The sequence below is a fragment of the Rhodococcus sp. ACT016 genome, from assembly GCF_050477185.1.
In the GTDB taxonomy this organism is placed as follows: domain Bacteria; phylum Actinomycetota; class Actinomycetes; order Mycobacteriales; family Mycobacteriaceae; genus Prescottella.
In genome coordinates, this window is sequence record NZ_JBEAET010000001.1 from 5,561,824 (window position 1) to 5,587,372 (window position 25,549).

Consider the following 25,549-nt stretch of genomic DNA (forward strand, 5'->3'; position numbering starts at 1 on the left):
GGACGAGCGTAGAACGTGTGCGGCAGATATTCGCCGTCTCACGGGATCCTTTTGTACCGAATCGATCTCAGGTCGGTGTGGATCTTCGGCGGACGCGCCACTCACTCGGATGCGGCGGCGGGCCGACGGGGGGACAGCCCGATGGCCGCGGCGGCGCTCAGCAGTCCGGTCGCCACGACTGCCCACCACGCTCGTTGGAAGGCGTCGTGTGCGGCGTCGAAGCCGATCGGGCTGCCGAGCAGCGCGATGAGGCCGCTGATACCGACGACGGTGCCGATCTGTCTGGTCATGTTCACGACGGCGCTACCAGTCGCGGCACTGGTGGGCGGCAGCTGTGCCGTTGCCGAGGACAGGATGGTCGGCAGCGTGAGGCCGACCCCGATCCCGCTGAGCAGCCAGCCGGGGAGAACGGTTGCGGCGTAGTCCGGCTGGGCGCCGACGGACAGCAGGACCAGCACGGTTCCGCCCGCCCACAGCAGGCTGCCCACGAACGCCAGGGTGGAGGCCCGGAATCGCCTGGTGAGGACCTGCCCGACCATGGCGAAGATCGGAACCATGATCGGCCCCGGCACGATCGCGAGACCGGTCCTCAGTGCGGAGTAGCCCCACACCGTCTGGAGCCACAGGATCAGGCCGAGGAGGCCGGCGGCGAAGCTTGCACTGAACGCCAGCGCGCCGACGTTGGACCACGAGAAGGTCCTCACCCTGAACAGCTCCGGGTCGACCAGTGGCGAGCGCTGTCGTGAGTTGCTGACGAGGAACGCGATCGACGAGACGACCGCGACGAAGAAGGCAGCGATGACACCCGCGCTGGTCCATCCCCAGTCGTTGCCTTGCACGATCCCGGTGGTGAACGCGCCGATGCCGACGGCGAGCAGGACGGCGCCGACCAGGTCGACGCGCGAGTCCGGCTGGGGTGTACGGCATTCGGTGAGCCTGCGCATGCCGGCGACGAACAGGACGATTCCGATCGGAACGTTGATGAGGAAGATCCATCGCCAGCTGGTCTCGACGAGCAGACCACCGACCGCGGGTCCGAGGGCGGCGGCCGCGGCGCCGCTGACTCCGGCCCATATCCGCACGGAGACGGCGCGCTTCTCGAGCGGTACGGAGTTGATCAAGAGGCCCAGGCTGGTGGGTGTGAGGGCGGCCGCTCCGACGGCCTGCAGGACCCGGAGGCATACCAGGACCCAGAGTCCGGGACTGGCGGCAGCCGCCGCACTCGCGCCGGTGAACACCGCCAGCCCCAGCAGGAACACCCGCTTGTGTCCGACGGTGTCCGCCCAGCGCCCGAACGGAATCAACAGGGCCGCGTAGATGATCGCGTACCCGTTGAGAATCCAGCTCATCGCGGCGAGCGAGTGACCCGGGAAGCTCGCGCCGATCCGGTCGAATGCGACGTTCACCACGAACAGGTCGAGGCTGGCGAGAAACGGTGCGCCGCAGAGAATTGCGAGCGCCGTGGCAGTGGAGGACGGTCTCGCCGTCGCAGCATCACGCTGACTATTGATCACCATACCCAGCACGCTAGAGGCTGGCTTCACTATTGGCAAGTCAGTAGTCTGGAGGAATGGTGATGAAGCTGGAAGGAGCGCTGTCCGACCGCGAAGCCTGGACTACCGGCGACAATTGTTCGATCGGTCGGGCGATGGAGGTCGTGGGTACGCGTTCGGCGATTCTGCTGTTGCGTGAGGCCTACTACGGCACCACTCGGTTCGACGACTTCGCGCAGCGTGTCGGCATCACCGACGCGGTTGCCTCCGCGCGCCTCAAGGATCTGGTGAAGGCGGGACTGCTCGCGAAGAGTCCGTACCGCGAACCGGGGCAACGCACGCGGTACGAGTACGTACTGACCGACATGGGTCGTGACCTGCTGCCCGCGGTGATCGCGTTGATGCAGTGGGGGGACAAGTACCTGCAGGACGACGGCGGTCCGCTGCGTATCGTCGAGGATTCCACCGAATCACCCGTCCACGTTCGGTTGCTCAGCGAATCGGGTACCGAGGTCGGCCTCGACGAACTCCGGGTGCGGGTCGGGCGAGAATCCGTCCGGGCGGTGCTCGACGCGAGATCACGGAAGCGGAAGCGCGACCAGAACCCGAGCACGTCCGACGAATAGTGGGTTTCGATCCGACCGATCGGTAGACATCCGCTGCGACTTTGCTTGCACCGCAGGCGGTTCGGGTTTGTTCAGCCGCCGGTCAGCGCCGCCTGCACCCGATCGGCTGCATCCGTCGGGTCCTCGTGCTCCCAGATCCGCACCACATGCCACCCGGCGGCTTCGAGCCGGGTGTCGGTGTCGCGGTCGCGAACGACGTTGGCGGCCAACTTGTCCGCCCACCACTGGGCGTTGTTCTTGGGGGAGGTCGCATGCTGCGGGCAGCTGTGCCAGAAGCAGCCGTCGACGTACACCGCCACGCGCTTGCGCGGGAACACCAGGTCGGCCCGTCGGCGCAGACCGGGCAGCGGCGCCCGGTCGACGAAGAATCGAGCCCCGCGACGGTGCAGTTCGCGGCGCAGCGCCACCTCCGGCGCGGTGTCGCGTCGGCGCTGCTTCCGCATGCGGGCGCTGGTCAGGGGATCGGTGGACGGCATCGCCACCATCCTCGCACCGGTGTCAGGCGCCTGCTCCTCGCGGCGGTCTCAGGCGACCGCCTCCGGGTAGCCGCCCATGCGGTCGAGGTGGCTCTCGACGTCGTCGAGGAAACCCGGCACGAAACGCAGGCTGCCGGTGCGTGCGCGCTTGAGGAACCCGGCGGTCGCGCGCGCCGACAGCAGTTGCGCGTGCTCGAGGAAGCCGCTGAGGTCCTCGTACGGCTCGTGGACCGGCCAGTGCGACTCGTGCACCCGGAAGGCCTGCCGGTTCCGTCCCCACGCGGCGCTGGGCCACGCGTCGCCCGGCTTCAGCGGCGTCTCGTGGTCGGGGCTGTACGGGATGCGGTCGGTGAGGCGTCCGCCCGCCCACTCGGCCATCCGCACGCTCACGGCGTTGCCGACCAGGCGCCACCGGTGCCCGTGGCGGATCCCCTTCACCTCGGTGGCGGGGGCCGTCCAGTCGGGGTCGAAGCCCTGCAGGCGCTCGGCGTCGATCAGGCCGGGAGTGACGATCTCGCCCGACGGCAGCCGCACCGCCGGCGGCGACGCGATGCCCACCGTCGAACCACCCTTGAGCGTGGGCACCGCGTTGACGGCCCAGCCGAGCCCGCGGATGCCCTCGGTCCAGTAGAACCCGCACGGGTACTGCGACGGATCGCCCTCCTCCGGGGCGCCGGCGTCCTGCCCGAACAGCACCTCACGGGGATCGTCGGTGCGCGACGCGAGCATCAGCACGCGCTGACGCCGCTGCGGTAGCCCGAACGCGCGCGCGTCCACCACCCGGTACGCCCACGTGTAGCCGAGGTCCTCGAGCGCGTCGGTGATGTGGCGCATCGCGGCGCCGCGGCCGAGCTGCAGCATGAACGGGACGTTCTCGATCAGCAGCCAGCGCGGGCCCTTCTTGCGCTTGACCAGCCGGAACACCTCGTCGACGAGCCCCGATCGGGCGCCGGTGATGCCGGCCGTCTTGCCGGCCTGGGACAGGTCCTGGCACGGGAATCCGGCCGCGACCAGCTCGGTGCCCTGCGGCAGCGACCGCAGCTTCGTGACGTCTCCGTGCAGTTCGACGTCCGCGAACCGGGTCCGCAGAACCTGCTGCGCGCCCGGGTCGATCTCACACAGCAGTTCGGTCTCCCAGCCGTGGCTGCGCAGGCCCAACTCCACCCCACCGATGCCGGCGAACAGCCCCACCATGTTCCCGGTCGACGTCACGGCACCCTTCCTCACGCACAAATACCAGGAGCACGTTACTCGAGATCTCCGACGGCTCCGAGTCACACCGCCGCCGGCCGACTCCTCAGCCCGCTGATTCGGTTCCTCCCGCGCGGAACAGCAACCTCTCGACGACCCCGTGGTGCGGCTCGATTCGGTGTGCGATCTGCTCGAGAAGGCTGACGAGGCTGTCCGCGACAGCGGTCGTCGACTCGAACTCGGGTTCCGCGCCGTGGACGATCTCGCCGTCGAGGCCGACTGCCAGGTAGGAGTACTCCCCGCGAACGGAGTACAGGATCGGGCAGTGACGCCGCCAGAACTCCGAGACGGCGACCTCGTCGTCGTCGCTCATGGCGGAGTCGCGGCTGATGGTCTCGAACTCGTTCCACGCGAACGCGCTGTCCGGTGAATCCGTGTAGTCGCCGAGCGACAGGAACCAGACTGCGTCGTCCGGGCTCGACAACCGCGAGAACGAGGATGCCCAGGCCTGCATCGCGGGCGGGAACGAGCCCAGGACGCCGGGCGCCGAGAGCGGCGCCACCGGAGCGGGCTCGTGAACCCACCCCGCCGCGCGCAAGGCTGCAACCGCCCGAGCGAACACGTCCATCAGCGAGGACGATACTCGAGTCACACGAACGCCCCAGCCGGGCGGGAGGGAGTATCGCGGGCATGAAGGTGGAGATCCTGTATTTCGAGGCGTGCCCGAACTGGATGGAGGCCGCCGACCGTGTCCGGGCGGCGGCGATCGCCGCAGGACGAGCGGCTGTCGAGATCGAGTATCGACGGATCGAGACGGACGAGGAGGCAGCTGCATCGCCGTTCGCCGGATCGCCCACGCTCCTCATCGACGGTGCCGATGCCTTCGCGGATGCGGTGCCGGTGACCGAACTCGCATGCCGCGTCTATCGCACCGAGGCCGGTTTGGCCGGGCTGCCGTCTGTCGAGCAACTGACCGAGGTACTGCGCGCGAGAAGCTAGGCGGCGCCCGAAAGGGGCGCCGCCAGGCGTTCGCGGCGTGAGTGTCCGCGTCAGGACTCGGCGCCGCTCCCCGATGCCGAGGTGGCCTCCGTGTTGGTGGGCAGCGACCCCTCGGCGCCGTCCTGGTGCACGACGCCGAGTTCGAGCCCGCCGTTCGCCGACACCCGGACGGTGTCCGCAGGCTCGAGTTCACCCGAGAGCAGCAGCCCGGCCAGCCGGTTGTCGAGCTCCTTCTGGATGGTGCGGCGCAGCGGCCGGGCCCCGAACTCCGGCTGGTAGCCCTTCTCTGCCAGCCAGTCGACGGCGTCGTCGGTGATGTCGAGTTCGACGTTCTGGGCGTGCAGCTGCCGCCGCGTGCCTTCGAGGATGAGCTCGATGATCTGCCGCAGCTCCGTCTGGTCGAGCCGGTGGAAGACGATGGTCTCGTCGATCCGGTTGAGGAACTCGGGTCGGAAGTGCGACCGCAGCCGCTCCATCAGCGTCGGCACCAGGTCTTCGACGTCCTCACCCTTGGCCCCGAGGATGAGGTCGGAGCCGATGTTGCTGGTGAGGATGACGATGGTGTTCTTGAAGTCGACGGTGCGTCCCTGCGCGTCGGTGACCCGGCCGTCGTCGAGGAGCTGCAGCAGCACGTTGAATACATCCGGGTGTGCCTTCTCGACCTCGTCGAACAGCACCACCGAATACGGCTGCCGTCGCACCTTGTCGGTGAGCTGCCCGGCCTCCTCGTAGCCGACGTACCCGGGCGGGGCGCCGACCAGCCGGGAGACCGTGTGCTTCTCCTGGAACTCGCTCATGTCGAAGCGGATCATCCGGTTCTCGTCCCCGAACACGGCCTCGGCCAACGCTTTCGCCGTCTCCGTCTTGCCTACGCCGGTGGGGCCCAGGAAGAGGAACGAGCCGATGGGGCGGTTCGGGTCCGAGAGGCCGGCACGGGATCGGCGCACCGCCTCCGCCACCGCGGTGACGGCCTCGTTCTGCCCGATCACCCGGGCGTGCAGGACGTCCTCCAGTCGCATCAGCCGATCGCGTTCCTCGGATGTCAAGTCCGCCACCGGGATTCCGGTCTGCCGGGACACGACGTGGGCGATGTCCTCGACCGTCACCTCGGGGGTGGTCTCGTCGGGAGTCGTGCCCAACCTCTCCTGGGCGTCGGTGATCTCCCGCTTGAGGTCGTTGGCGCGCTCGTAGTCCTCCTGACCGACGGCGGAATCCTTCTCCCGCTTGAGTCGGGCGATCTCCTCCTCCGCGGTGCGGGTGTCGACGTCCGGGGTGCGGGTGCGCAGCCGGACGCGCGCCCCGGCCTGGTCGACGAGGTCGATCGCCTTGTCGGGCATGAACCGGTCGGTGATGTACCGGTCGGACAGTTCGGCGGCGGCGACGAGCGCCTCGTCGCTGTAGTGCACCTGGTGGTGCGCCTCGTAGCTGTCGACGAGCCCGCGCAGGATCTCGATGGTGTCGTCGACCGACGGCTCGGCCACCAGCACCGGCTGGAAGCGGCGCTCGAGGGCGGCGTCCTTCTCGATGTGCTTGCGGTACTCGTCGATCGTGGTGGCGCCGATCGCGTGCAGGTCGCCGCGGGCCAGGGCCGGCTTGAGCAGGTTGCCGGCGTCCATCGCGCCTTCGCCGCCCGCGCCCGCGCCGACGATGGTGTGCAACTCGTCGATGAACAGCACCAGCTCGTTCGAGTGGGCCCTGACCTCGTCGAGGATCTTCGTCAGCCGCTCCTCGAACTCGCCCCGGTACTTGGTGCCCGCGACGAGCGAGCCGACGTCGAGCGCGACGACGCGGCGGTCGGTGAGGGTCGACGGCACGTCGCCGTTCACGATGCGTTGCGCCAGGCCCTCGACGATCGCGGTCTTGCCGACACCGGGATCGCCGATGAGGACCGGGTTGTTCTTGCGGCGGCGGGAGAGGATCTCGATGGTCTGTTCCACCTCGTTGGCGCGCCCGACGACCGGGTCGATGTTGCCGGCGCGGGCCTCGGCGGTGAGATCGCGGCCGTACTCGTCGAGCGTCGGCGTGGAACTCGGTGGGGTCGAGGCCTTCTCGCCTTCGATGGTCGCACCGAGCAGCGCCTTGCCGGCGGGGCTCTCGGAGTTCGCGGCGATGCCGATCAGGATGTGCTCCGGGCCGATGTAGCTGCTGCCGGATTCGCTCGCCTGCTGCTGGGCCGTCCGCAGTGCGAGCTTCGCCGACGGGCTCAGGCTCGGCGCGCCGGCGGCGGTCTTCGGGGTGCCGTGCTTGTCGAGGTGCTCGGCCATCTTCGACGCCAGCTCGTCCGGATCCAGATTGATGCTGCTGAGCACGCCGCGCGTGGGATCGTTCTGCGCCGCGGCGTAGAGCAGGTGCTCGGGGGTGATCTCGGAGTTGCCCCACTCGGTGGCCGCGTCGCGGGCCGTGGCGATCAGCCGTCGCGCGCCGTCGTTGAGGAGCCTTCCGAGGTCGACGCGCTGGACCGGGGGCTGGGACGACAACCCTGATCCGAAGAACCTCGCGAAAATGTCATCGAAGGGACTGTCCATGCGACCCCAACCTTCGGTCATGTCCTATCCTCCAAATCTCTGGTCACAGCAATCTGGTTCGGACTCGTCCGCACTGCTCAGGCGGACTCACTCAACCTTGCGACCGCAGCGGGGGAAAGTAAAGGCCGCGGCGGTTGGCCGCGTTGCCCGGCGACCGTATCGTTGATCGCGAGGCACGAAGTTTCCGCTGCGGTCGACCGGTGTGTTCGCGCCACGGCAGCCCACACACCAGCCTTCCGGCGGCGCCGATCACGACGGGCTGTGGAGGCGTCGATGAATCGGATTTCAGGAGAGCGAGAGTCGACCGGCGACGGGGATCCCGAGACGGGCGACCAGGGTCGTCGGCGCTTCTCCCCGGACGCTGTGGTGTTGCCGGTGTTGCGGGGGCTGGCGCAGGTCGACTTCATGCCGAGCGCGCTGTGCGGAGTGTTCTTCGCGGTGGCCCTGTTCGCCGCCGGATGGCAGTACGGACTCGCAGGATTGGCAGGGAGCGCCGCCGCCACGCTCACCGCTGCGGTGTGGGGCGTGCGCGCCGACCGGGTGACGGCGGGACTCGAAGGATTCAACGGCTGCCTGGTCGCGCTCGCCGCCGTGGTGTTCCTCGGCCCGGGTCACCTCTCGAGTTGGCTGTTCGCGCTCGGCGGCGCCGTCGCGGTCGCCGTGGTGACCTCGGCGCTCGTCACGTTGCTGGGGACATGGGAGCTGCCGACGCTGACACTTCCGTTCTGCATGGTGGCGTCGGCGATGACGATCGCCGCCCCGGAGTTCGAGCGGTTGTGGCACGGCCGTCCGGAGATTGCCGCGTTCGCGCAATCCGCCGAGGGGCCGACGACCCTGGATTGGGGCGATCTGTGGCGGGCGTTCTTCGCGGATTTCGGTCAGATCTTCTTCATGCCTCAGTGGTACGTGGGGCTGCTGTTCCTGGCGGGGATCTTCGTGGCGAGTCGTCCGGCGGCACTGTCGGCCGCGCTCGGCAGCGTGGTTGGCATCGTGGCGGCCTGGGCGCTGGGTTCACCCGCCGCGGACGTTCGGTCCGGCCTGCTCGGCTACAACGCCGTGCTCGTGTCGATAGCGCTGACCGCCGTGTTCGTGGTCGCCAGTGGATGGAGCGTGGCCTACGCGGTGATCGGGTCGGCTGCCTCCACCGGCGTCACCGGTGCGCTGACCGATGTGTTCGCCCCCATGGGCGGCCATACCCTCACGTGGCCGTTCGTACTGATCACCATGCTTTTCCTTCTTGCAGTCCCGGCGCTGCCGAGATTGCAGCGCAATTGAATTCGTCGCCGACCGTGAAGGAGTGGTAACCGTGAACCTGAGTCCGCGAGAGATCGACAAGTTGTACATCCACATGGTCGCGGACCTCGCGCGCAGCCGCCGCGCCCGAGGTCTCAAGCTCAACTACGGGGAGGCCGTCGCGCTCATCTCCGACGCCATCGTCGAAGGTGCGCGCGACGGTCGGACGGTGGCCGAATGCATGGAACTGGGCAAACAGGTGGTGTCGGCGGACGACGTCATGGACGGAGTTCGCGAAATGACGGCGTTGATCCAGGTGGAGGCGACATTCGTCGACGGGACCAAGCTCGTGTCGTGCCACGATCCGGTCGGCTGAAGCGAGAGAGGGCAGTCCGATGGTGCAGAGCGTCGAATACATCTGCGGTGACGAGCCGATAGAGATCAACGTGGGCCGGCGCAAGGCGACGGTCCGGGTCGCCAACACCGGTGACCGGCCGATCCAAGTGGGCTCGCACTACCACTTCTTCGAGGCCAACCGGGCGTTGGAGTTCGATCGCGCGGCCGCCTACGGGATGCGTCTGGACATCCCGTCCGGAACGGCCGTCCGCTTCGAACCCGGCGACACCAGGGAGGTGCCGCTGTGCACGTACGGCGGGAACGGGCGCATGGTCGGGTTCAGCAACCTGGTCAACGGAGGAATCGCCGCCGCCGATACGAGACTCGCGGCGCTACGCAGGGCCGCCGAGCGCAATTTCAAGGACTCGAAGCGCAACGAGAGCCCGGAGCGCTCCGGGCGAGAGGGTGAATCACGGTGACGAGAATGCCGCGGGAATCCTATACCGCGCTCTACGGGCCCACCGTCGGCGACCGGTTCCGGCTCGCCGACACGAATCTCGTCGTGGAGATCGAAAGTGACTACAACGAAGGTCATTACGGCGACGAGGCGGTGTACGGGGGTGGCAAGTCGATTCGTGACGGGATGGCGCAGGATCCCGCGACCAACGACGTGCAGGGTGCCCTCGACCTCGTCATCACGAACGTCGTGGTGATGGATGCCGTATTGGGGATCGTCAAGGGGGACATCGGAGTCAAGGGCGGGAGGATAGTCGGTATCGGCAAGTCCGGGAACCCGCACACGCAGGACGGCGTCGACCCGCGTCTCGTGATCGGAGCCGGGACGGACGTGATCGCCGGTGAGCACCTCATCGCAACCGCGGGAGGCGTGGACACCCATATCCACTTCATCTGCCCGCAACAGGTCGAAGAGGGGCTGTCGAACGGCATCACCACCTTCATCGGTGGCGGCACCGGCCCCACGGACGGTACGAAGGGGACCACCTGCACCCCGGGGCCGTGGAACATCGCGCAGATGCTGCGCGCGGTGGACGAGCTACCGGTGAACGTCGGCCTGTTGGGTAAAGGGAACAGCTCACTTCCGCAATCGCTTTCGGAGCAGGTCGAGGCGGGGGCGTGCGGGCTCAAGGTGCACGAGGACTGGGGCGCCACTCCCGCGGCGATCGACGCGGCGCTGCGCGTCGCCGACATCTACGACGTGCAGGTGGCCGTGCACACCGACACCCTCAACGAGTCGGGGTTCTACGAGGACACTCTCTCGGCGATCGACGGTCGCGCGATCCATACGTTCCACACGGAGGGCGCCGGCGGCGGGCACGCGCCGGACATTCTCCGGATCGCGGGCGAGCCGAACGTGCTTCCGGCGTCGACGAACCCGACGCTGCCTTACACGATCAACTCGGTCGACGAGCTGCTCGACATGGTGATGGTGTGCCATCACCTCAGTCACGGGATCCCCGAGGACGTGTCGTTCGCGGACTCCCGCGTGCGCGCCGAGACGATCGCCGCCGAGACGGTGTTGCACGACGAGGGGGTGCTGTCGATCTTCTCGTCGGATTCGCAGGCGATGGGACGAGTGGGAGAAAGCTGGATCCGTGCGTTCCAGACCGCGCACCACTGCAAGGACCAGCGCGGCAAGCTGCCCGGGGACAGCGACCGCAACGACAACGCCAGGGTGCTCCGGTATCTCGCGAAGATGACGATCAACCCGGCGCTCGCGAGCGGAACGGCCCTGCAGGTCGGCTCCCTCGAGCCCGGGAAGTTCGCCGATATCGTGCTGTGGCCGATCAACTCGTTCGCCGCCAAGCCGTCCGTGGTCGTGAAGGGCGGCCTGGTGTGCTGGTCGTGGATGGGGGATCCGAACGCCTCCATCACGACACCGCAGCCCGTCTACTACCGGCCCATGTTCGGTGCGCTCGGCAAGGCCGCCGCCGCGACCCGGCTGACGTTCATGTCGCAGGCCGCCATCGACGCCGACGTCCCGACACTGCTGGGGCTGAGCAGTCACGTGTCGCCGGTGTTCCACACGCGATCGGTGGCCAAACAGGACATGGTGCGCAACAGTTCCCTACCGCACATCGAGGTCGACCCGGACACCTATCGGGTGACGCTCGACGGCGAGCCGGCGACGATCGAACCGGCGCAGACGCTTCCGCTGACCCAGCTCTTCTACGTGGTGTGACCGGCATGGCGGGAGGTCGGGTGATCGAACTGCTGGGGTGTCTGCAACTCGCGGACTCGGCCTTCCCCAGCGGCCTCTACACGCTGTCGCACGGGCTCGAGGGATACGCCGAAGCCCGCCGGGTGGACGGGCAGACACTCACCGCCCTGCTCGCCGACCTGCTGAGGCACTCGGTGGGGCCCGCCGACGGCGTCGCGTCGGCCCTCGCGCATCGCGGCGCGTTGTCGGGGGATTGGGACCTCGTCGCAGCCGCCGACCACCGTTTGTACGCAACGAAATTGAACCGGGAACTGCGCACGGCCGCGACCCGGACGGGACGACAGCTGGTTCAGGTGGCGGCCACGGTGTTCGGCTCGCCGGCCGTCGAGCGATACGCCGCGATGGTCGCCGAGCGTCGGGTGCCCGGCTGTCAGGCGGTCGCCGCCGGGGTGGTGTACGCCGCGGCCGGCGTCGACGTGGAAGAGGCCGTGGCGAGCGAATTGTTCGCGTACTCGGCGAGTTTCGCCGGTGCGGCACTGCGACTGCGGCTCGCGGATCACGTAACGGCGCAGGTGCTGCTGCGAGAGACCGCCCCCGTGATCGCGGAGGTGAGCGAGGACGCGGTCGGACGCACCCTCGCCGATCTCGGCGGCTGTGCGCCGATGGCCGATGTCATGTCGGGCCGGCACGAGCGGGCAACCGCACGCCTGTTCACGACGTGACGAGCACATCCGTCGGAGAAGGAGAAGACATGGCGCAAGACGTATTACGGGTCGGGGTGGGAGGCCCCGTGGGGTCGGGCAAGACCGCCCTGATCGAGGCGCTGGTGCCGATGCTGGTGCAGCGCGGCCATAGACCGGCCGTCATCACGAACGACATCTACACACAGGAGGACGCGCTGCACGTGCGGCGCACGCTCGCCGGCGTGCTCGACGCCGACCACGTGGTGGGTGTGGAGACGGGTTCCTGCCCGCACACCGCGGTCCGGGACGACCCGACGATGAATCTGGCCGTCGGGGCCGAACTGCTCGACCGCTTCCCAGAGGTCGACACCCTGCTGTACGAATCGGGCGGTGACAACCTGACTTTGACGTTCAGCCCGGTGCTGGTCGACATGTTCCTGTTCGTGCTCGACACCGCGGAGGGCGACAAGATGCCGCGGAAACGCGGACCCGGCATCACGGACTCGGATCTGCTGGTGATCAACAAGATCGACATCGCGCAGTACGTTCGGGCCGATGTCGCGGTGATGGAGGCCGACGCCCGACGGGTGCGCGACGACCGCCCCGTGGCGCTGACCAACAGCCTGACGGGGGAGGGTGTGCAGTACGTCGCCGACTTCCTGGACAGTCGTCGACGCGTCACCGCATGACCGGTCTACTCGACTCGACGGCAGCTCCCGTCGACCGGTTCGCGCCCGCGCACTACGAACCGGAGTGGGTCCCGGACGTCGTCCGACGATTCCGGGGCCGCCCCGACACGCTCGCGGTCGGGCGGCCCGGCAAGGTCGGGCTGCTCGAACTCGGATTCGAATATCGCGGCGGCCGAAGCGAACTGGCCCGGCGCTACCAGAAGTCGCCGCTGCAGATCATGCGCCCGCTCTACATCGATCCGCGCCGCCCGGACCTGCCGGTCGTGTACGTGATGTCGACCGGCGGCGGGATCGTGCAGGCGGATCGTCTGCGACTCGATGTCCGATGCGGCGCGCACACCGCGGTCCACGTGACCACCCAGGCCGCCACCAAGGTGCACACCATGGACACCGACTACGCGACCCAACTCGTCACCATCGACGCCGGCGTCGACGCATACGTCGAGTACCTCCCGGATCCGGTGATCCCGTTCCGCCGGTCGCGTCTCTTCCAGCGCACGGTCGTCACCGCAGATCCGTCGGCCACCGTCCTGGTCGGCGAGACGATCTACGCCGGCCGGCTCGCGCGCGACGAGAGACACCGGTACGACGTCTTGGCGACGGACCTCGAATTGCACCGGCCGGGCGGCGAACTCGTCGTCGTCGACACGGTGCGACTCGCGCCCGATCTGTGCTCGGTCACGGGACCCGCGGTGTTCGCCGGAACCACCATCATGTCCAGCCTGTTCGTGGTCACCAGGCTCCGCTCCGCGCCCGACGTCGCCGATGCGCTGGTGGAGGCGCTGCGCGCAACGTCCGGGTGGGCGGGGGTGAGCGTCCTGCCCCACGAGTGCGGCGCGTGGGTCCGCATGCTCGACGACGATCCGGACGCTGCGCGCGCCGCGATGCGAACCGCTTGGAACGCCGCGCGCGAACTGCTGATCGGTGTACCGGCCCCGGCGCTGCGCAAGTGTTGACCGCGCCACCCGGACTGGGGGCGGTTCGTCGCCTACGGTGAGCGGTGCGACAACGGGTGGTACGACCGCCCATGACCGAAAGGGCCGTGTACCAAGTGACCGCTGCGTTGGATTCCGCCGAACGCCCGGCCTCTGCGCGACGTCCGCGACTGCTGCGTGACGCGCACGCCGGAGCCCTCGTCGAGGCGTTCGTCGTCATCGGGATTCTCACGATCCTCGTCACCCGGGCCTACCTGTACGCCACGGGTTTCCCTCAGATCGGCGGCGCGACCCTGCACATCGCGCATGCGCTGTGGGGCGGGCTGGGAATGGTCGCCGCGCTGGTGGTCGTCTTCTCGTTCCTCGGTGACCTGCCGCGGATCGTGGCCGTCGTCGCCGGTGGCATCGGGTTCGGCCTCTTCCTGGACGAGGTCGGCAAATTCGTTACCCAGACGAACGACTACTTCTTCCAGCCGGCCGTGGCGATCATGTACGTCGTCATCGTTGCGCTGCTGCTGCTCAACCGCTGGTTGAACGACGCCCGGCCGCCGACCACCGCCGAGGCCCTCGTCAACGCCGCCAGCACTGCGGCCGACGGGCTGATCCATGGACTCACCGAGCCCCGGCGGGCCGAGGCGCAGCGTCAGCTGCGCCGCGCCGCGGCCGCGGGTGTCGATCCGACCGCGATCGCGTGCGTGGAGGAACTGCTGTCCCGGTGCGAGCCCCGATCCGTCGGACGCGCCGATACCGTGCTCGCCCGTCTGCGCGGACCGTTGCCGCGCGTGCTCGACGGCACCCGCGCCCTGTGGACCGCCGCGATCGCCCTGGCCTTGTTCTCCACCGCCGGGGTGGTGAACGCGGTGGTCACGCTGTCCGACGACCTCGCCGGGGACACCGGCACCGACATCACCACGATCGGTCAGATGTGCGGTTCGATCATCGCGTTCACGCTGTGCTGGACCGCGATCGCCAACCTGCGCAGCGGCAAGACCTGGCCGGTACGCATGCTTCGCGCCGCGGCGCTGGTGACGATCCTGCTCACCGAGGTCTTCAACTTCGTCGCCGAGGAGTTCGGGGCGCTGATCAACGTCGGCGTCGGCCTGACCGCGCTGGTGGTGTTCTCGCGGCACATCCTGCTGCTCGAGCGCGGCGCGCAGTCGGTGGCTCAAGTGAATGACGACCCGCGCGAACCGGTCCCGTCCGCACAGGCCACCTGATGGCCCTTCGTCGCTTACCGTAGACACCGTGAGCAATCCGAGCCCCGCGTCGTCCTGGCCTGCCGTCCTGACGTGGCGCGCCCACACCGCGCCGCGCATGGAGTCCGTACGCGTGCAGGTGAGCGGAAACCGGATCAAGGCGGCCGGGCGCATCATCGGCGGCAACTGCCCCGACCATCCCGCGTTCAGCGCGTCCTACGACCTCGTCACCGACGAGAACGGCGTCACCCGACGGCTGTCGCTGCGCACCGCGCTGGCGTCGGGGGAGCGGCAGATGTCGATCAGCCGCGACGAGGAGGGCGTGTGGATGGTCGAGACCGGCACCACCCACCTGCGGTCCGGGTTCGCCGGCGCGAAGGACGTCGACGTCGTGCTCAGCCCGTTCTTCAACGCGCTGCCGATCCGCCGGTTCGGGATGCAGCACGAGTCCGAGGACATCCAGGTGCCCGTCGTGTACGTCAACCTGCCCGACCTCGCCGTGCAGGAGGCGTCGCTGACCTACAGCAGCGGCGCCGACGGCATCCACGTGCTCTCGCCGGTGTCGTCGTCGTCCGTCACGGTCGATGAGGACGGCTTCGTGCTCGACTACCCGGGGTTGGCGGAGCGGATCTGACGGTCGGCCTCAGCTGACGGCCAGCGCGCAGGCGAGCGCCACCGACTCCGCCGGATGCGACCCGTGCCCACCCGCGGTGGTCGGCAGCCCGATCACCTGGACCCCCACCGGTGCGCCGTCGTCGACCGGGACGGGTACCGAGATCGCCGGGACACCGAGCGTGTTGAACGGAATGCACATCCGCAGCAACGGGGTTCGCGCCACCGCCGGGTCGGGCGACAGCGCATCCCGCTGGGTGACCGCCCGCAGGGGCGTGGTCGCGGTGAGCAGCGCGTCCAGGCCCAGCTCGCCGCGCAGCCGCGAAAGTGCCTGGCGGCGAAGACGTTCGACGGTGCGGATCGCGTGCACGTACTCGACGGCCGGCCGATCCTTCTGCGCCGCCAGCAACGCGGCGGTCGCCGACTGGTAGCGCTCGGGGGTCGACTCGAACCACCGCCGGTGCGTCTCGTAGGCCTCCGAGCCGGTGACGATCGGGTAGGCCGCCAGCAACTGCTCCGTCTCGGGGAGTTCGACGTCGAGCACCTCGGCGCCCGCATCGCCGAGGGCGCGGCCGGCCGTGTCGACGGCGGCGGCGATGGCCGGGTCGGCGATGTCCCAGTTGTCGCCGCGCAACCGTCCCACCCGCAGGCCCGCGACCGGGGTGCGCACATGCGCGATGCCCGGGATCGCGCCCCATCCCAGCGACACGTCGAGCACGTCGGCGGCCAGCAGGCCCATGTGGTCGAACGTGGTCGACAGCGGGAACACCCCCGACGTCGGCAGCGCGTCGAAGCTCGGCTTCATCCCGACGATGCCGCACAGCGCCGCGGGGGTCCGCGAGCTGCAGCCGGTGTCGGTGCCCAGCGCCAGCGGCACGACACCCCGCGCGACCAGCGCCGCCGACCCGGACGACGAGCCGCCGGTGATGAGCGTCGGGTCGTGCGGGTGCGCGGCCGGGCCGGACGCGTTGACCGCGCCCGTCGGGCCGTAGGCGAACTCGTGCAGGTGGGTCTTGGCCACGATGATCGCGCCGGCCTCCCGCAGCTTCGCGACGATCCGGGCGTCGACGGTGGCGGGCGGGGCGTCGGCGAGCACGGCGCTGCCGCAGCGCGTCGGCATCCCGGCGACGTCGATGTTGTCCTTCACCGCGACGGCGACGCCGTGCAGCGGTCCGATCCAGTCCCCGGCGGCCATCGCGGCGTCCGCGCGGGCCGCGGCCTCGAGCGCCGCAGCATCGTGCCGCGCGGCGACGAGGTTCTCCCACGGCGTCCCGAGCAGCCCGTCGAGCGCGTCGAGCGTGGCCCGCACGTGCTCGGTCGACGTCGTCTCGCGCTTGGCCAGGCGCTGGGCGATCTCGCGCAGGCTCACGGGCGCAGCACCCCGCCGCGGCGTCCGGCGTCGCGCATCCGCTCGAGCCAGTTCTCGGAGCCCGGTTCGATGCCGGTGATCGTCCAGCGCTCGTGGTTCTCGTAGCGCAGCCGGGCCTCGTATCCGGGTTCGACGAGACCGGCCACGGTCTGCTTCTCCGCGAGTTCGGCCCGGGCCCGGGTCAGGACGTCGAGGGTCTCGTCGAGGGCAGTCAGCAGCGCGTCGCGGTTGCCCTCGCACATCGCCCGCACCAGTGCGGGTGCGCTGCCGGCGACGCGGGTGCCGTCGCGGAACGAGCCGGCCGCCAGGCCCAGCGCGAGATCGCCGCCCGCCGCGGCGGACAACGCGAGCGCCTCGGCGAGCACGTGCGGCAGGTGCGAGACGCGTGCCACGGCGGCGTCGTGCTCGGCGGACTCGGCGGGCACCACCACCGAGCCGCAGTCCAGGGCCAGCTGCGCCACCTGCGACCAGATCGTCGGGTCGACGCCGTCGTCGGCGCCCACCACCCACACCGCGTCCTCGAACAGCGCGGCGTCGCCGGCCTCCCAGCCGGACTGCGACGTCCCGGTCATCGGGTGCCCGCCCACGAATCGGTCCTGCAGGCCGTGCCGGGCGACGGCCGCGGCCACCTCGGCCTTGACGCTCACCACGTCGGTGATCGGGCAGTCGGGGGCGTGCTCGGCGATCGCGGCGAGCGTCGCGTCCACGGCCGGCATCGGCACCGCGACCACCAGCAGGGCGCGCGCGTCGGCGGCGCGGCGCAGCACCGCGACCAGGTCGGTGTCGGCGTCGAATCCGTCGTCGCGGGCGGCGTCCACCGCGCCGGCGGAGCGGTTCCAGCCCCACCCGTCGCGGCCCGCGGCAACCGCCGCGCGAAGCAGGGATCCGCCGATCAGGCCCAGGCCGAGAACACAGACGGGAGGTGCGGAAACGGAGACAGCCACTCGAACAGGTTGACACATTTGTCACTGGACTTCGTATGGAGGCGCTGCGCGGGCTACCGTTGCGCGCATGGGTGCACAGCGCGCGAACAACAACAGCGCCTCCGCTGGGTCGATGGAGGACCTGGACGGCTTCGGTATCGCCGTCGTCCGCGAGGAAGGCCGTTGGAAATGTACGCCGCTCACCGGTGGGTCGCTGACGAGCCTGCGGACCGCCGAGAAGGAACTGCTCGAGCTGCGTAGCTCCGGCGCCGTGTTCGGCCTGCTCGACGTCGACGAGGAGTTCTTCGTCGTCGTGCGGCCCGCGCCGACGGGCACTCGCCTGCTGATCTCCGACGCGACCGCGGCCATCGACTACGACATCGCGGCCGACGTCCTCGAGTCGCTCAACATCGACATCCCCGACATCGACCCCGACGAGCTCGACGACGTCGAGCCGTGGGAGGAGGGCGATCTGGGGGTCCTGTCGGATCTCGGGCTGCCCGACGCCGTGATGGGCGTGATCGTCGCCGAGACCGACCTGTACCCAGACGAGCAGCTGACGATGATCGCGGAGCGCTGCGGGTTCGAGTCCGAGCTGTCGTCGGCGCTCGACAAGCTGCCGCGCTGACCCCAGGCAGCCGAGCGTGACCCTGCAGGACGACGAGCGGATGATCCGTGCCGCTCTGGACGCAGCTGCCGCGGCCTCGGAATTCGACGTACCCGTCGGCGCCGTCGTGTTCGACGCGGACGGGGTGGAACTGGCGCGCGCCGCGAACGCCCGCGAGGCCGCGGGCGACCCCACCGCACACGCCGAGATCCTGGCGCTGCGGGAGGCGGCCCGCGTCCACGGCGACGGGTGGAGGCTCGAGGGCGCGACGCTCGCGGTGACGCTCGAACCGTGCACGATGTGTGCGGGCGCGCTGGTGCTCGCCCGCGTCAAGCGGGTGGTGTTCGGGGCGTGGGAACCCAAGACGGGGGCGGTCGGTTCGCTGTGGGACGTGGTCCGCGACCGGCGGCTCACCCACCGGCCCGAGGTGCGGGCCGGCGTCCTCGAGGACGAATGCGCGGGACTGCTCGAGAAGTTTTTCGAGGGCCAGCGTTGAGCTCCTGACCAGCAGTTATGTGTTCGATTCGGCACGTCTGATCGGATGCTTCCCGGCAGGCTCGGACGAATCGTGCTGGGGTGGAGGTAGGTGCTCGAGTGGCACCGCAACCGCCCCGGCGGTTGGACCAGATTCACGGAGGTGACTCGTGGGAATCGGAGACAAGGCACAGAACAAGGCGGAGGACCTCGGCGGCAAGGCCAAGGAGGCCGCCGGCAAGGCGACCGGCAACGAAGAGCTGGAGAGCGAAGGCAAGGGCGATCAGATCAAATCCGCCGCCAAGGACGTAGGTGAGAAGGTCAAGGACGCCGCCTCGACAACCAAGGACAAACTCACCGGAAAGTGACGCTGACCTGCCGATTTCGGGCTGAGCGCCGACTCCGGTACAGTTCTCGGCGGTGGCGTGTCCGAGCGGCCGAAGGTGCAGCACTCGAAATGCTGTGTACGGTAACCCCGTACCGAGGGTTCAAATCCCTCCGCCACCGCCAAAAGCCCCCCACCTGCGTGCAGGTGGGGGGCTCTTTTGTGCCCAAGTTGGATCGGGCTCGGCGCTGCCGTGCAGGCCGCGGCACGTCTCACTGTCCGCCGAATCCGCCGGCAGTGTCGAGGCTGCTGAGTCCGAGCGTCGATGCTCCACACGCCCACTTCTGCAGCTCTGACTGAGGCATTCTCGAGTCGGCCGATGGGGCGCAATATATGTTCTCCCGCAATAACTTTCATCTGGCATCGATCTCCAGGGCGGTGGTGTTGCCACCGCCGGGCGGGTTGGTGTGCCACGCGTCGGTCATCTCGTGCGGCCCATGAAGTTGCGGCCGAGCTCCCCACCCATCGATAGCGGTTTCGAGACCAGCGGCACGTGTCGGTGGTGGAAGGCCAAGGGGCTCTTCGGGTATTGACTTCATTCGACCGACGATCTACTTTTCGACCATCAGTCGAAAGGATTTCATCATGGCCGTCGCCGAGTACTCCACCCGTGATCGCATCGCCTTCGTCCGCCTCAACCGGCCCGAGGCCAAGAATGCGATCAATCCCGAACTGCACGCCCGCCTTTGGCAGATCTGGCAGGACTTCGACGCGGACGACAGCGTCGACGTGGCGATTCTCACCGGAACCGGCGATGCGTTCTGCGCCGGAGCCGATCTGAAGCACTACATGACCCGGTGGCCGGGTGCCACGCCCCAGCAGGTGCGGTCCGTTGTCAAGGACGGCCTCGGTGGCCTGACCCGCGGCCTGCACCGCACCAGCAAGCCGATCATCGCCGCGGTCAATGGCTGGGCCCTGGCCGGCGGCTTCGAGACCGCCTTGGCCTGCGACATCCGCATCGCCTCGGAGAACGCCCGCTTTGGCTCCTTCGAGGGTCGGCGCGGATTCCATCACGGCGACGGCGGCATCCCTCGCCTGGTGAACTCTGCCGGCGTCGGTGTGGCCATGCAGATGCTGCTGACCGCCGAACCGATCACCGCGCAGACCGCGCTCCAGTGGAACTTGGTGACCGAGGTCGTCCCTCACGACCAGCTGATGGAGCGTGCTGAACTGATCGCCCGCCAGATCCTGCGCAACGACCAGACCGCGGTGCGATCGGCGAAGGAGACGATCCTCGACATGATCGGCCGCGATCTCGATGACCAGTTGCGGATCGAGGCGCTCAACGGATACAGCGTCGCCTCGCGTGACGAGGTGCCCCAGCGTTTGCAGTCGTTCTACGACAAGACCGATCGTGGCCGCTACGGCAGCCATGCGACCGCGTTGTGATCTTGCGAGCACCGACAGGAGAAGCACCGTGGCATCACGAACACAGACAGGGCTGTCCGAGGTGCGAGGCGAAGCTGGCCAGCCACTCGAGGACCTGACCGTCGACCGGGTTTTGCGTCGCGCCGTTGATACCTGGGGGGACCAGGAAGCGTTCGTGTTCACCGAGCAGCAGGTTCGTTGGACATGGGCCGCCTTCGCAAAGCAGGTCGATCAGATGGCCTCGTCGCTGCTCGGCCTCGGTCTACGTCCAGGCGACAGAATCGGGATCTGGTCACCGAATCGGCCCGAGTGGGTGCTGACGCAGTTCGCCTCGGCCCGCATCGGCCTGGTGCTCGTCACGATCAATCCGGCCTACCGCGAGAACGAAGCTGCCCACGCGCTACGCACATCCGAGTGCGCAGCGTTGGTCATGGCTACCCGCCACAAGAGCAGCGAGTACGCCGTCATGCTGCAGTCGTTGGCGCCAGAACTGACGTCGTGCGTGCCGGGTGCCCTGAACGCTGAGCGTCTGCCGGACTTGCGAGTCGTGATCGAGATGACCGATCGACCGACACTCGGCTGCCTGGCCTTCGACTCGCTGCTGCGTGAAGTGGGTCCAGAGGCCATTGCCGAGCTCGACCGGATCGAGGCGAATCTCGATCCCGACGAACCGATCAACATCCAGTTCACGTCAGGCACGACGGGAGCTCCGAAGGGGGCTACGCTCAGCCATCGCAACATCGTCAACAACAGCCGATTCATCGTTTCCGGCCAGCGCCTTGTGTCCGAGGACGTGCTGTGTGTTCCGGTCCCGCTGTACCACTGCTTCGGCATGGTGGCAGGGACTCTCGGCTGTGCTGGGGTAGGTGCCACGGTGGTCTTTCCCGGCGCGGCGTTCGACCCCGACCAGGTGGTGACTGCGCTGGAACAGGAACGCTGCACCGCCGTGTATGGCGTTCCTACGATGTTCCTTGCAATGCTCGCGAGTCAGCAAGGGCAGCAGCGGGATCTGTCCAGGATGCGGACCGGGGTGATGGCAGGCGCTCCCTGCCCGGCGGGGCTGATGCGCCGTTGCGCCGCAGAGTTGAACCTCACCGAACTCACCATCTGCTACGGCATGACCGAAACCAGCCCCATATCGTTCCAGACCTCGATCGACGACCCGATCGAAACGCGATATGAGACCGTCGGTCAGGTTCATCCCCACGTGGAGGTCAAGATCATCGACCATGACGGGAAGACCGTGCCGGTCGGTCAAGACGGAGAGCTGTGCGTCCGTGGGTATTCGGTCATGCTCGGGTACTGGAACGATGAGGAGCGAACTCGAGAGGCCGTCGACACCGACGGCTGGATACACACCGGCGACCTCGCCTCGCTCGACGCAGGCGGCTACGGTCGGATCATCGGCCGGGTCAAGGACATGATCATCCGGGGCGGGGAGAACATCTATCCCAGGGAGGTCGAGAACACCCTGCTACAGCACCCGGACGTCCTGGACGCACAGGTTTTCGGTGTCCACGACGACACCTTTGGTGAGCAGGTGTGTGCCTGGGTCCGCACCGAGCCGGGCCGCGAGGTCGACGAAGACGCGTTGCGGAAATTCTGTCGGGAGCGGATGGCGCACTTCAAGGTGCCGAAGTTTCTCCGAATTGTCGAAGTCTTCCCGATGACCGTCACGGGGAAGGCGCAGAAGTTCCGCATGCGCCAGGCCATGGAGGTCGAGCTCGGCGTTGCACGCTGACCTCCCCGTGTCTGGGGCCGCCGCCGATCGATATCCTTCCTCGGACCGATACCCACCGACGGAGCACCGTCCGCGACAGGAGGTAATCGCGCATGGCCGCTCGCAAGACGCTGCGCCAAGAACTGCGGCGAGAGCAGATCGTCGAGGCTGCCGGCCAGGTGTTTGCCGAGTACGGGATCACAGCGGCAACGTTGGAACAGGTCGGCGAACGGGTCGGTCTATCGAAGGCAAGTCTCTACTACTACGTCGCCAGCAAGGACGATCTGGTGGCAAGCGTGCTTGCATCGGTCTTAGCCAGCATCGACCGGCGCGCCGACGAGTTGGCCGGCGACACCACCGATCCGCTGGAACTGCTGAAGATGAGGGCCCAAGCCCACGTGGAGATTGCCATCGAGTCGCCCTTGGGTCGACTCATTGTCTCCAGCATCGATGCCGTGAGCGACAACCCGACGACAGCGCGCCTCCTGCGAGACCACGAGGAGCCTGCCCGGCAGTTGCTGCAGACGGCGCAGGAACATGGCACGGTTCGCGACATCGACGCCGTCAACGCCACCAAACTGCTCTACGGCGCCCTCAACAGCATCCCCCGCTGGTACCGGCCTGAGTCCGGCTCTCTGACTTCCGTGCTGGAGCAGACCTGGACGATCTTCCTGCACGGCGTCGCTGGACCCCGCGCTGAAACTCGGTCGACTCAGACCTGAACCCTCCGCCCCGCACCTTGTAGGTGAGGGGCGGAGGGTTCGCCGAAGTCGGCCAGTGGATGCTGCGCCAAAAGACCACTTTGACCGAAAGCTGTTCGCCGAGAACGAAATCAGCGGACATTGTGCGGACGCCTGAATAGCGTCACGGTATGTCCGCTCCTGACTTGCAACAGCTGACACCGTCCCTGCATCGCCTCCGGATCCCGACGGGTCCGGCGCACCTGCTCAACTGTTACCTCTGGCTCGGCGCGGACGGGGTGACCCTCGTCGACACCGGTTGGCCGGACAGCGCCGAACTGATCGCCGACGCGATCGCGGCGCTGGGTCGGCAACGGGCCGACGTGCACCGGATCGTGCTCACGCACTTCCACGAGGACCACGTCGGCTCCGCTGCGGAGATCGCGGGGTGGTCGGCCGTCGAGGTCGTGGCCGGCGCCGGCAACGCGGCCTATGTGTCGGGGGAGCAGCGTGGTCCGCTCCCTCGGCTGACGGAGCTCGAGAAGACGATCCACGCCGAGATCGACGAGTCGCCCCACGGCCCGCCGTGCCGAGTCGACCGCCAGGTGCGCGACGGCGACGTCCTGGACTTCGCGGGCGGGGCGCGTGTCATCGGCGTCCCCGGCCATACTCCCGGGAGCATCGCGCTGTACCTGCCCGATGCCGACGCGGTCCTGACCGGTGACGCGGTCGCCGAGTTCGACGGCCAGGTGATCCTCGGTGTCTTCAACACCGATCGGGAGGCGGCGGCCCGATGCCTTGCGAAGATTGCGGCGACGAACGCGCAGATCGCGGGATTCGGTCACGGTGAAGTCGTGCGCGTCGACGCTCACGAGCGAATCCGGTCCGCCACCGACCCGTTCGCGCCGTCGCCCCAGGCGAACTGACAGCCGTGAGGGCGCGTCGAGTAGTCATATAGGGGTCGTTCGATCCGGGCGGCCGCAAACGGAAATGGTGGGAGGCAGTTCGGGATGGCAGGAAATCAGGCGCGATTCGATCTGGCGGCGGCCAGGGCAGCGGCCGATGCCGCGCTCGACGCCGCGCGACGGGACGGCAACCGGGTCAGCGTGACCGTGGTGGACACGCGCGGACACGACCTGCTGGTGGTCCGCGATGACGGCGCCGCGTGGTTCACGCCCGGTGTGGCTCGGGCCAAGGCGGTGACGGCGGCTCTGATCGGTATCCCGACGACCGCGTACTCGGGGCTGGCCGATGCCCATCCCGCGCTCGTCGACCTGATCGACGGCCAGGTCCTCCAGTCCCTGACGACGCTGCCGGGCGGCCTGCCGGTGATCGTCGACGGCCAGGTCGTCGGCGGTATCGGCGTCAGCGGCGCGCAGCCGGAGCAGGACGTCGAGTACGCGCAGGCAGGCCTCGCCGTCCACTGACAGTCGCCCATCGATCTGGATCGATCCGCCCGGTGAGACAGCCCGCCGAACGTCGACGCGAAAAACCTCGATCCGCGTCGAATTGTGCGTTGCGTTGTCCCGTAGGCTTCCGATGCAGCTGGATGGCAAACCTCGGGAGAAACACGTGGCACAGAAAGTAATTGTCGAGCTCATCGATGATCTTGATGGTGAGCCCATCGACTTCGGCGGCGAAACGATCAGCTTCGCGGTCAACGGCGTCGAGTACACGATCGACCTGAACGACAAGAACGCCACCGAGTTCCATCGCAAGATGGACTACTACATCCGGCACGCGACCAAGGTGGCTGGACGCCAGGCCACCCGCGCCGCGAAGCCCGCGGCCGACGGCGCCAGCACCCCGGAGATCCGCGAGTGGGCCACCCGCAACGGCTACACCGTCTCGACGCGGGGCCGCATCGCGGCTGACATCGTCAAGGCGTACGCGGCCGCGCACTAGCGATGGCGACCGTCAGTAAGCGCGCGGCGGACGACGCCGTGCCGGAACCGGTCGAGGGGGATTCGGACGAGCTGACGTCGGACGTCGACGCCGTGGACGTCCACTCCGACGCCGACGACACCGACGCCGAGGACGACTCGAAGGTCTCGGATGTCTCGTTCTCGCACGGTGATCCGATCCGGGTGTTCCTCTACGACATCCCCAAGGACGGCGGGGAGTGGACGGCGCACTACGAGTACGGGATCAAGCGCATCCGCGCGAAGAAGGTGAGCCCGGCCGTCTACCTCGACCTGCTGCACCGCGTGTTCCCCAAGCACGAGGTCCTGGTCAAGGGTGAACTGCTCAGCGTCAAGAGCCGCCCGCACCCCGAGGACCCGAAGGTGCTCACCGAGGTGGCCCTGCTGGTCTACCTGGCCACCGAAGTGGCGCTGTTCAAGGCGTTCCTCGACTGGGCCGGTCGGGACGTGGGCGCGATCCGGATCACGCACGAGAAGCTCGACGACGTGGCGCGCAGGATCCACAACGACCTGTACCGCATTCACCTGTTCAAGCAGCGCCTGGTGACGGCGGGCATCGAGGATCCGGCCGAACTCGACGACGACGTCGTGCGGCCGGTCGAGGCCATCAAGAGCGAGATCGACGCGATCCAGGACCTGCGCATCTCGGTCAAGCGCTACCGGGACCGGGTGGTGCAGGCCAAGCGGGAGCGTGTCGTCAAGGAGAGCCAGAACCTGGTCGGCAACATCGAGATGGCCACCTGGGACTCGGTGCAGCGCCGCGAGGAGATGGTCGTGATGCGCGAATGGGTCGACAACCAGCAGCGCGTGCTGCCGATCGTGAAGACCGCCAAGCAGGGCTGACCGTCCTCGGACGCGCCGAACAGGACCCCTTCCCGAACCGATCGGGGAGGGGTCCTGTCGTTCGTTCGGGGTTCCCGCACCGAAA

At 68.4% G+C, this 25,549-nt stretch carries 28 protein-coding genes and 1 tRNA gene; 22 read left to right on the top strand and 7 right to left on the bottom strand.

Going from position 1 to position 25,549, the window contains the following annotated elements; translation table 11 throughout:
* Window positions 1-101: 101 nt before the first annotated feature.
* Window positions 102-1,517 (bottom strand): DHA2 family efflux MFS transporter permease subunit, encoded by a 1,416-nt coding sequence (locus tag ACQ5DX_RS25455; RefSeq protein WP_430335240.1) that lies wholly within the window; start codon window positions 1,515-1,517, stop codon window positions 102-104.
* A gap of 53 nt (window positions 1,518-1,570) precedes the next feature.
* On the opposite strand from ACQ5DX_RS25455, the gene ACQ5DX_RS25460 reads away from it, so the two are divergent.
* Window positions 1,571-2,119 carry a winged helix-turn-helix transcriptional regulator gene (locus ACQ5DX_RS25460; RefSeq protein ID WP_430335241.1) on the top strand — a complete coding sequence of 183 codons (549 nt, stop codon included), beginning with the start codon at window positions 1,571-1,573 and terminating at the stop codon, window positions 2,117-2,119.
* 71 nt (window positions 2,120-2,190) lie between these two features.
* Here the strand turns inward: ACQ5DX_RS25460 and ACQ5DX_RS25465 are convergent, their stop codons facing one another.
* The 3 genes from ACQ5DX_RS25465 to ACQ5DX_RS25475 form a co-directional block, all read right to left on the bottom strand.
* A complete protein-coding gene (locus ACQ5DX_RS25465; RefSeq protein ID WP_430335242.1) occupies window positions 2,191-2,595 on the bottom strand; it encodes a very short patch repair endonuclease in 405 nt (134 codons plus the stop codon).
* Window positions 2,596-2,643: 48 nt separating this feature from the next.
* Window positions 2,644-3,807: a DNA cytosine methyltransferase gene (locus ACQ5DX_RS25470; RefSeq protein WP_430335243.1), complete on the bottom strand. Its 1,164-nt coding sequence runs from the start codon at window positions 3,805-3,807 to the stop codon at window positions 2,644-2,646.
* A gap of 85 nt (window positions 3,808-3,892) precedes the next feature.
* Window positions 3,893-4,414 carry a hypothetical protein gene (locus tag ACQ5DX_RS25475; protein ID WP_430335244.1) on the bottom strand — a complete coding sequence of 174 codons (522 nt, stop codon included), beginning with the start codon at window positions 4,412-4,414 and terminating at the stop codon, window positions 3,893-3,895.
* 62 nt (window positions 4,415-4,476) lie between these two features.
* On the opposite strand from ACQ5DX_RS25475, the gene ACQ5DX_RS25480 reads away from it, so the two are divergent.
* Window positions 4,477-4,785, top strand: a complete 309-nt coding sequence (locus ACQ5DX_RS25480) for an alkylmercury lyase (RefSeq protein ID WP_430335245.1) — start codon at window positions 4,477-4,479, stop codon at window positions 4,783-4,785.
* A 50-nt stretch (window positions 4,786-4,835) separates the two neighbouring features.
* Here the strand turns inward: ACQ5DX_RS25480 and ACQ5DX_RS25485 are convergent, their stop codons facing one another.
* A complete protein-coding gene (locus tag ACQ5DX_RS25485; RefSeq protein WP_430335246.1) occupies window positions 4,836-7,331 on the bottom strand; it encodes an ATP-dependent Clp protease ATP-binding subunit in 2,496 nt (831 codons plus the stop codon).
* Window positions 7,332-7,583: 252 nt separating this feature from the next.
* Here ACQ5DX_RS25485 and ACQ5DX_RS25490 point away from each other — a divergent pair, with 252 nt between their 5' ends.
* The 9 genes from ACQ5DX_RS25490 (at window position 7,584) to ACQ5DX_RS25530 (ending at window position 15,195) form a co-directional block, all read left to right on the top strand.
* Window positions 7,584-8,585 (top strand): urea transporter, encoded by a 1,002-nt coding sequence (locus ACQ5DX_RS25490; RefSeq protein ID WP_430335247.1) that lies wholly within the window; start codon window positions 7,584-7,586, stop codon window positions 8,583-8,585.
* Window positions 8,586-8,616: 31 nt separating this feature from the next.
* Complete coding sequence (locus ACQ5DX_RS25495; RefSeq protein WP_430335248.1) at window positions 8,617-8,919, top strand: urease subunit gamma; 303 nt, start codon at window positions 8,617-8,619, stop codon at window positions 8,917-8,919.
* A gap of 19 nt (window positions 8,920-8,938) precedes the next feature.
* Window positions 8,939-9,358 (top strand): urease subunit beta, encoded by a 420-nt coding sequence (locus ACQ5DX_RS25500; protein WP_430335249.1) that lies wholly within the window; start codon window positions 8,939-8,941, stop codon window positions 9,356-9,358.
* On the top strand, window positions 9,355-11,079 hold the full coding sequence (gene ureC / locus ACQ5DX_RS25505) for an urease subunit alpha (RefSeq protein WP_430335250.1): 1,725 nt from the start codon (window positions 9,355-9,357) through the stop codon (window positions 11,077-11,079). The genes ACQ5DX_RS25500 and ureC overlap by 4 nt, the downstream gene beginning before the upstream one ends.
* A gap of 5 nt (window positions 11,080-11,084) precedes the next feature.
* Window positions 11,085-11,780, top strand: coding sequence for an urease accessory protein UreF (locus ACQ5DX_RS25510; RefSeq protein WP_430335251.1), 696 nt, complete (start codon window positions 11,085-11,087; stop codon window positions 11,778-11,780).
* A gap of 29 nt (window positions 11,781-11,809) precedes the next feature.
* On the top strand, window positions 11,810-12,430 hold the full coding sequence (gene ureG, locus ACQ5DX_RS25515; RefSeq protein ID WP_430335252.1) for an urease accessory protein UreG: 621 nt from the start codon (window positions 11,810-11,812) through the stop codon (window positions 12,428-12,430).
* Window positions 12,427-13,386, top strand: coding sequence for an urease accessory protein UreD (locus tag ACQ5DX_RS25520; RefSeq protein ID WP_430335253.1), 960 nt, complete (start codon window positions 12,427-12,429; stop codon window positions 13,384-13,386). Before ureG ends, ACQ5DX_RS25520 begins: the two co-directional genes overlap by 4 nt.
* Before the next feature lie 71 nt (window positions 13,387-13,457).
* Window positions 13,458-14,582, top strand: a complete 1,125-nt coding sequence (locus ACQ5DX_RS25525) for a hypothetical protein (RefSeq protein ID WP_430335254.1) — start codon at window positions 13,458-13,460, stop codon at window positions 14,580-14,582.
* Window positions 14,583-14,610: 28 nt separating this feature from the next.
* Complete coding sequence (locus ACQ5DX_RS25530) at window positions 14,611-15,195, top strand: putative glycolipid-binding domain-containing protein (protein WP_430335255.1); 585 nt, start codon at window positions 14,611-14,613, stop codon at window positions 15,193-15,195.
* 9 nt (window positions 15,196-15,204) lie between these two features.
* On the opposite strand, the gene ACQ5DX_RS25535 is transcribed toward ACQ5DX_RS25530, so the two are convergent.
* Complete coding sequence (locus ACQ5DX_RS25535; protein WP_430335256.1) at window positions 15,205-16,542, bottom strand: amidase; 1,338 nt, start codon at window positions 16,540-16,542, stop codon at window positions 15,205-15,207.
* The gene (locus tag ACQ5DX_RS25540; RefSeq protein WP_430335257.1) at window positions 16,539-17,504 is read right to left on the bottom strand and encodes a prephenate dehydrogenase; all 966 of its coding nucleotides are present in this window, start codon (window positions 17,502-17,504) and stop codon (window positions 16,539-16,541) included. The genes ACQ5DX_RS25535 and ACQ5DX_RS25540 overlap by 4 nt, the downstream gene beginning before the upstream one ends.
* Window positions 17,505-17,553: 49 nt before the next feature.
* Between ACQ5DX_RS25540 and ACQ5DX_RS25545 the strand changes: the two genes are divergently transcribed.
* From ACQ5DX_RS25545 to ACQ5DX_RS25595, 11 genes are all read left to right on the top strand, one after another.
* A complete protein-coding gene (locus tag ACQ5DX_RS25545) occupies window positions 17,554-18,093 on the top strand; it encodes a tRNA adenosine deaminase-associated protein (RefSeq protein WP_430335258.1) in 540 nt (179 codons plus the stop codon).
* Window positions 18,094-18,109: 16 nt separating this feature from the next.
* Window positions 18,110-18,568 carry a nucleoside deaminase gene (locus tag ACQ5DX_RS25550; RefSeq protein WP_430335259.1) on the top strand — a complete coding sequence of 153 codons (459 nt, stop codon included), beginning with the start codon at window positions 18,110-18,112 and terminating at the stop codon, window positions 18,566-18,568.
* A 148-nt stretch (window positions 18,569-18,716) separates the two neighbouring features.
* On the top strand, window positions 18,717-18,914 hold the full coding sequence (locus ACQ5DX_RS25555; protein ID WP_430335260.1) for a CsbD family protein: 198 nt from the start codon (window positions 18,717-18,719) through the stop codon (window positions 18,912-18,914).
* Between the two features lie 51 nt (window positions 18,915-18,965).
* A tRNA-Ser gene (locus ACQ5DX_RS25560) sits at window positions 18,966-19,056 on the top strand.
* A gap of 460 nt (window positions 19,057-19,516) precedes the next feature.
* Window positions 19,517-20,320 carry an enoyl-CoA hydratase/isomerase family protein gene (locus tag ACQ5DX_RS25565; protein WP_430335261.1) on the top strand — a complete coding sequence of 268 codons (804 nt, stop codon included), beginning with the start codon at window positions 19,517-19,519 and terminating at the stop codon, window positions 20,318-20,320.
* Between the two features lie 28 nt (window positions 20,321-20,348).
* On the top strand, window positions 20,349-22,040 hold the full coding sequence (locus ACQ5DX_RS25570; protein WP_430335262.1) for an AMP-binding protein: 1,692 nt from the start codon (window positions 20,349-20,351) through the stop codon (window positions 22,038-22,040).
* Window positions 22,041-22,132: 92 nt separating this feature from the next.
* Window positions 22,133-22,741 carry a TetR/AcrR family transcriptional regulator gene (locus ACQ5DX_RS25575; protein WP_430335263.1) on the top strand — a complete coding sequence of 203 codons (609 nt, stop codon included), beginning with the start codon at window positions 22,133-22,135 and terminating at the stop codon, window positions 22,739-22,741.
* Window positions 22,742-22,890: 149 nt separating this feature from the next.
* On the top strand, window positions 22,891-23,625 hold the full coding sequence (locus ACQ5DX_RS25580) for an MBL fold metallo-hydrolase (RefSeq protein ID WP_430335264.1): 735 nt from the start codon (window positions 22,891-22,893) through the stop codon (window positions 23,623-23,625).
* Between the two features lie 84 nt (window positions 23,626-23,709).
* On the top strand, window positions 23,710-24,126 hold the full coding sequence (locus ACQ5DX_RS25585) for a GlcG/HbpS family heme-binding protein (protein WP_430335265.1): 417 nt from the start codon (window positions 23,710-23,712) through the stop codon (window positions 24,124-24,126).
* A 145-nt stretch (window positions 24,127-24,271) separates the two neighbouring features.
* Window positions 24,272-24,604, top strand: a complete 333-nt coding sequence (locus ACQ5DX_RS25590; RefSeq protein WP_430335266.1) for a histone-like nucleoid-structuring protein Lsr2 — start codon at window positions 24,272-24,274, stop codon at window positions 24,602-24,604.
* Between the two features lie 2 nt (window positions 24,605-24,606).
* Complete coding sequence (locus tag ACQ5DX_RS25595; protein WP_430335267.1) at window positions 24,607-25,464, top strand: hypothetical protein; 858 nt, start codon at window positions 24,607-24,609, stop codon at window positions 25,462-25,464.
* The last annotated feature ends 85 nt before the right edge of the window (window positions 25,465-25,549 follow it).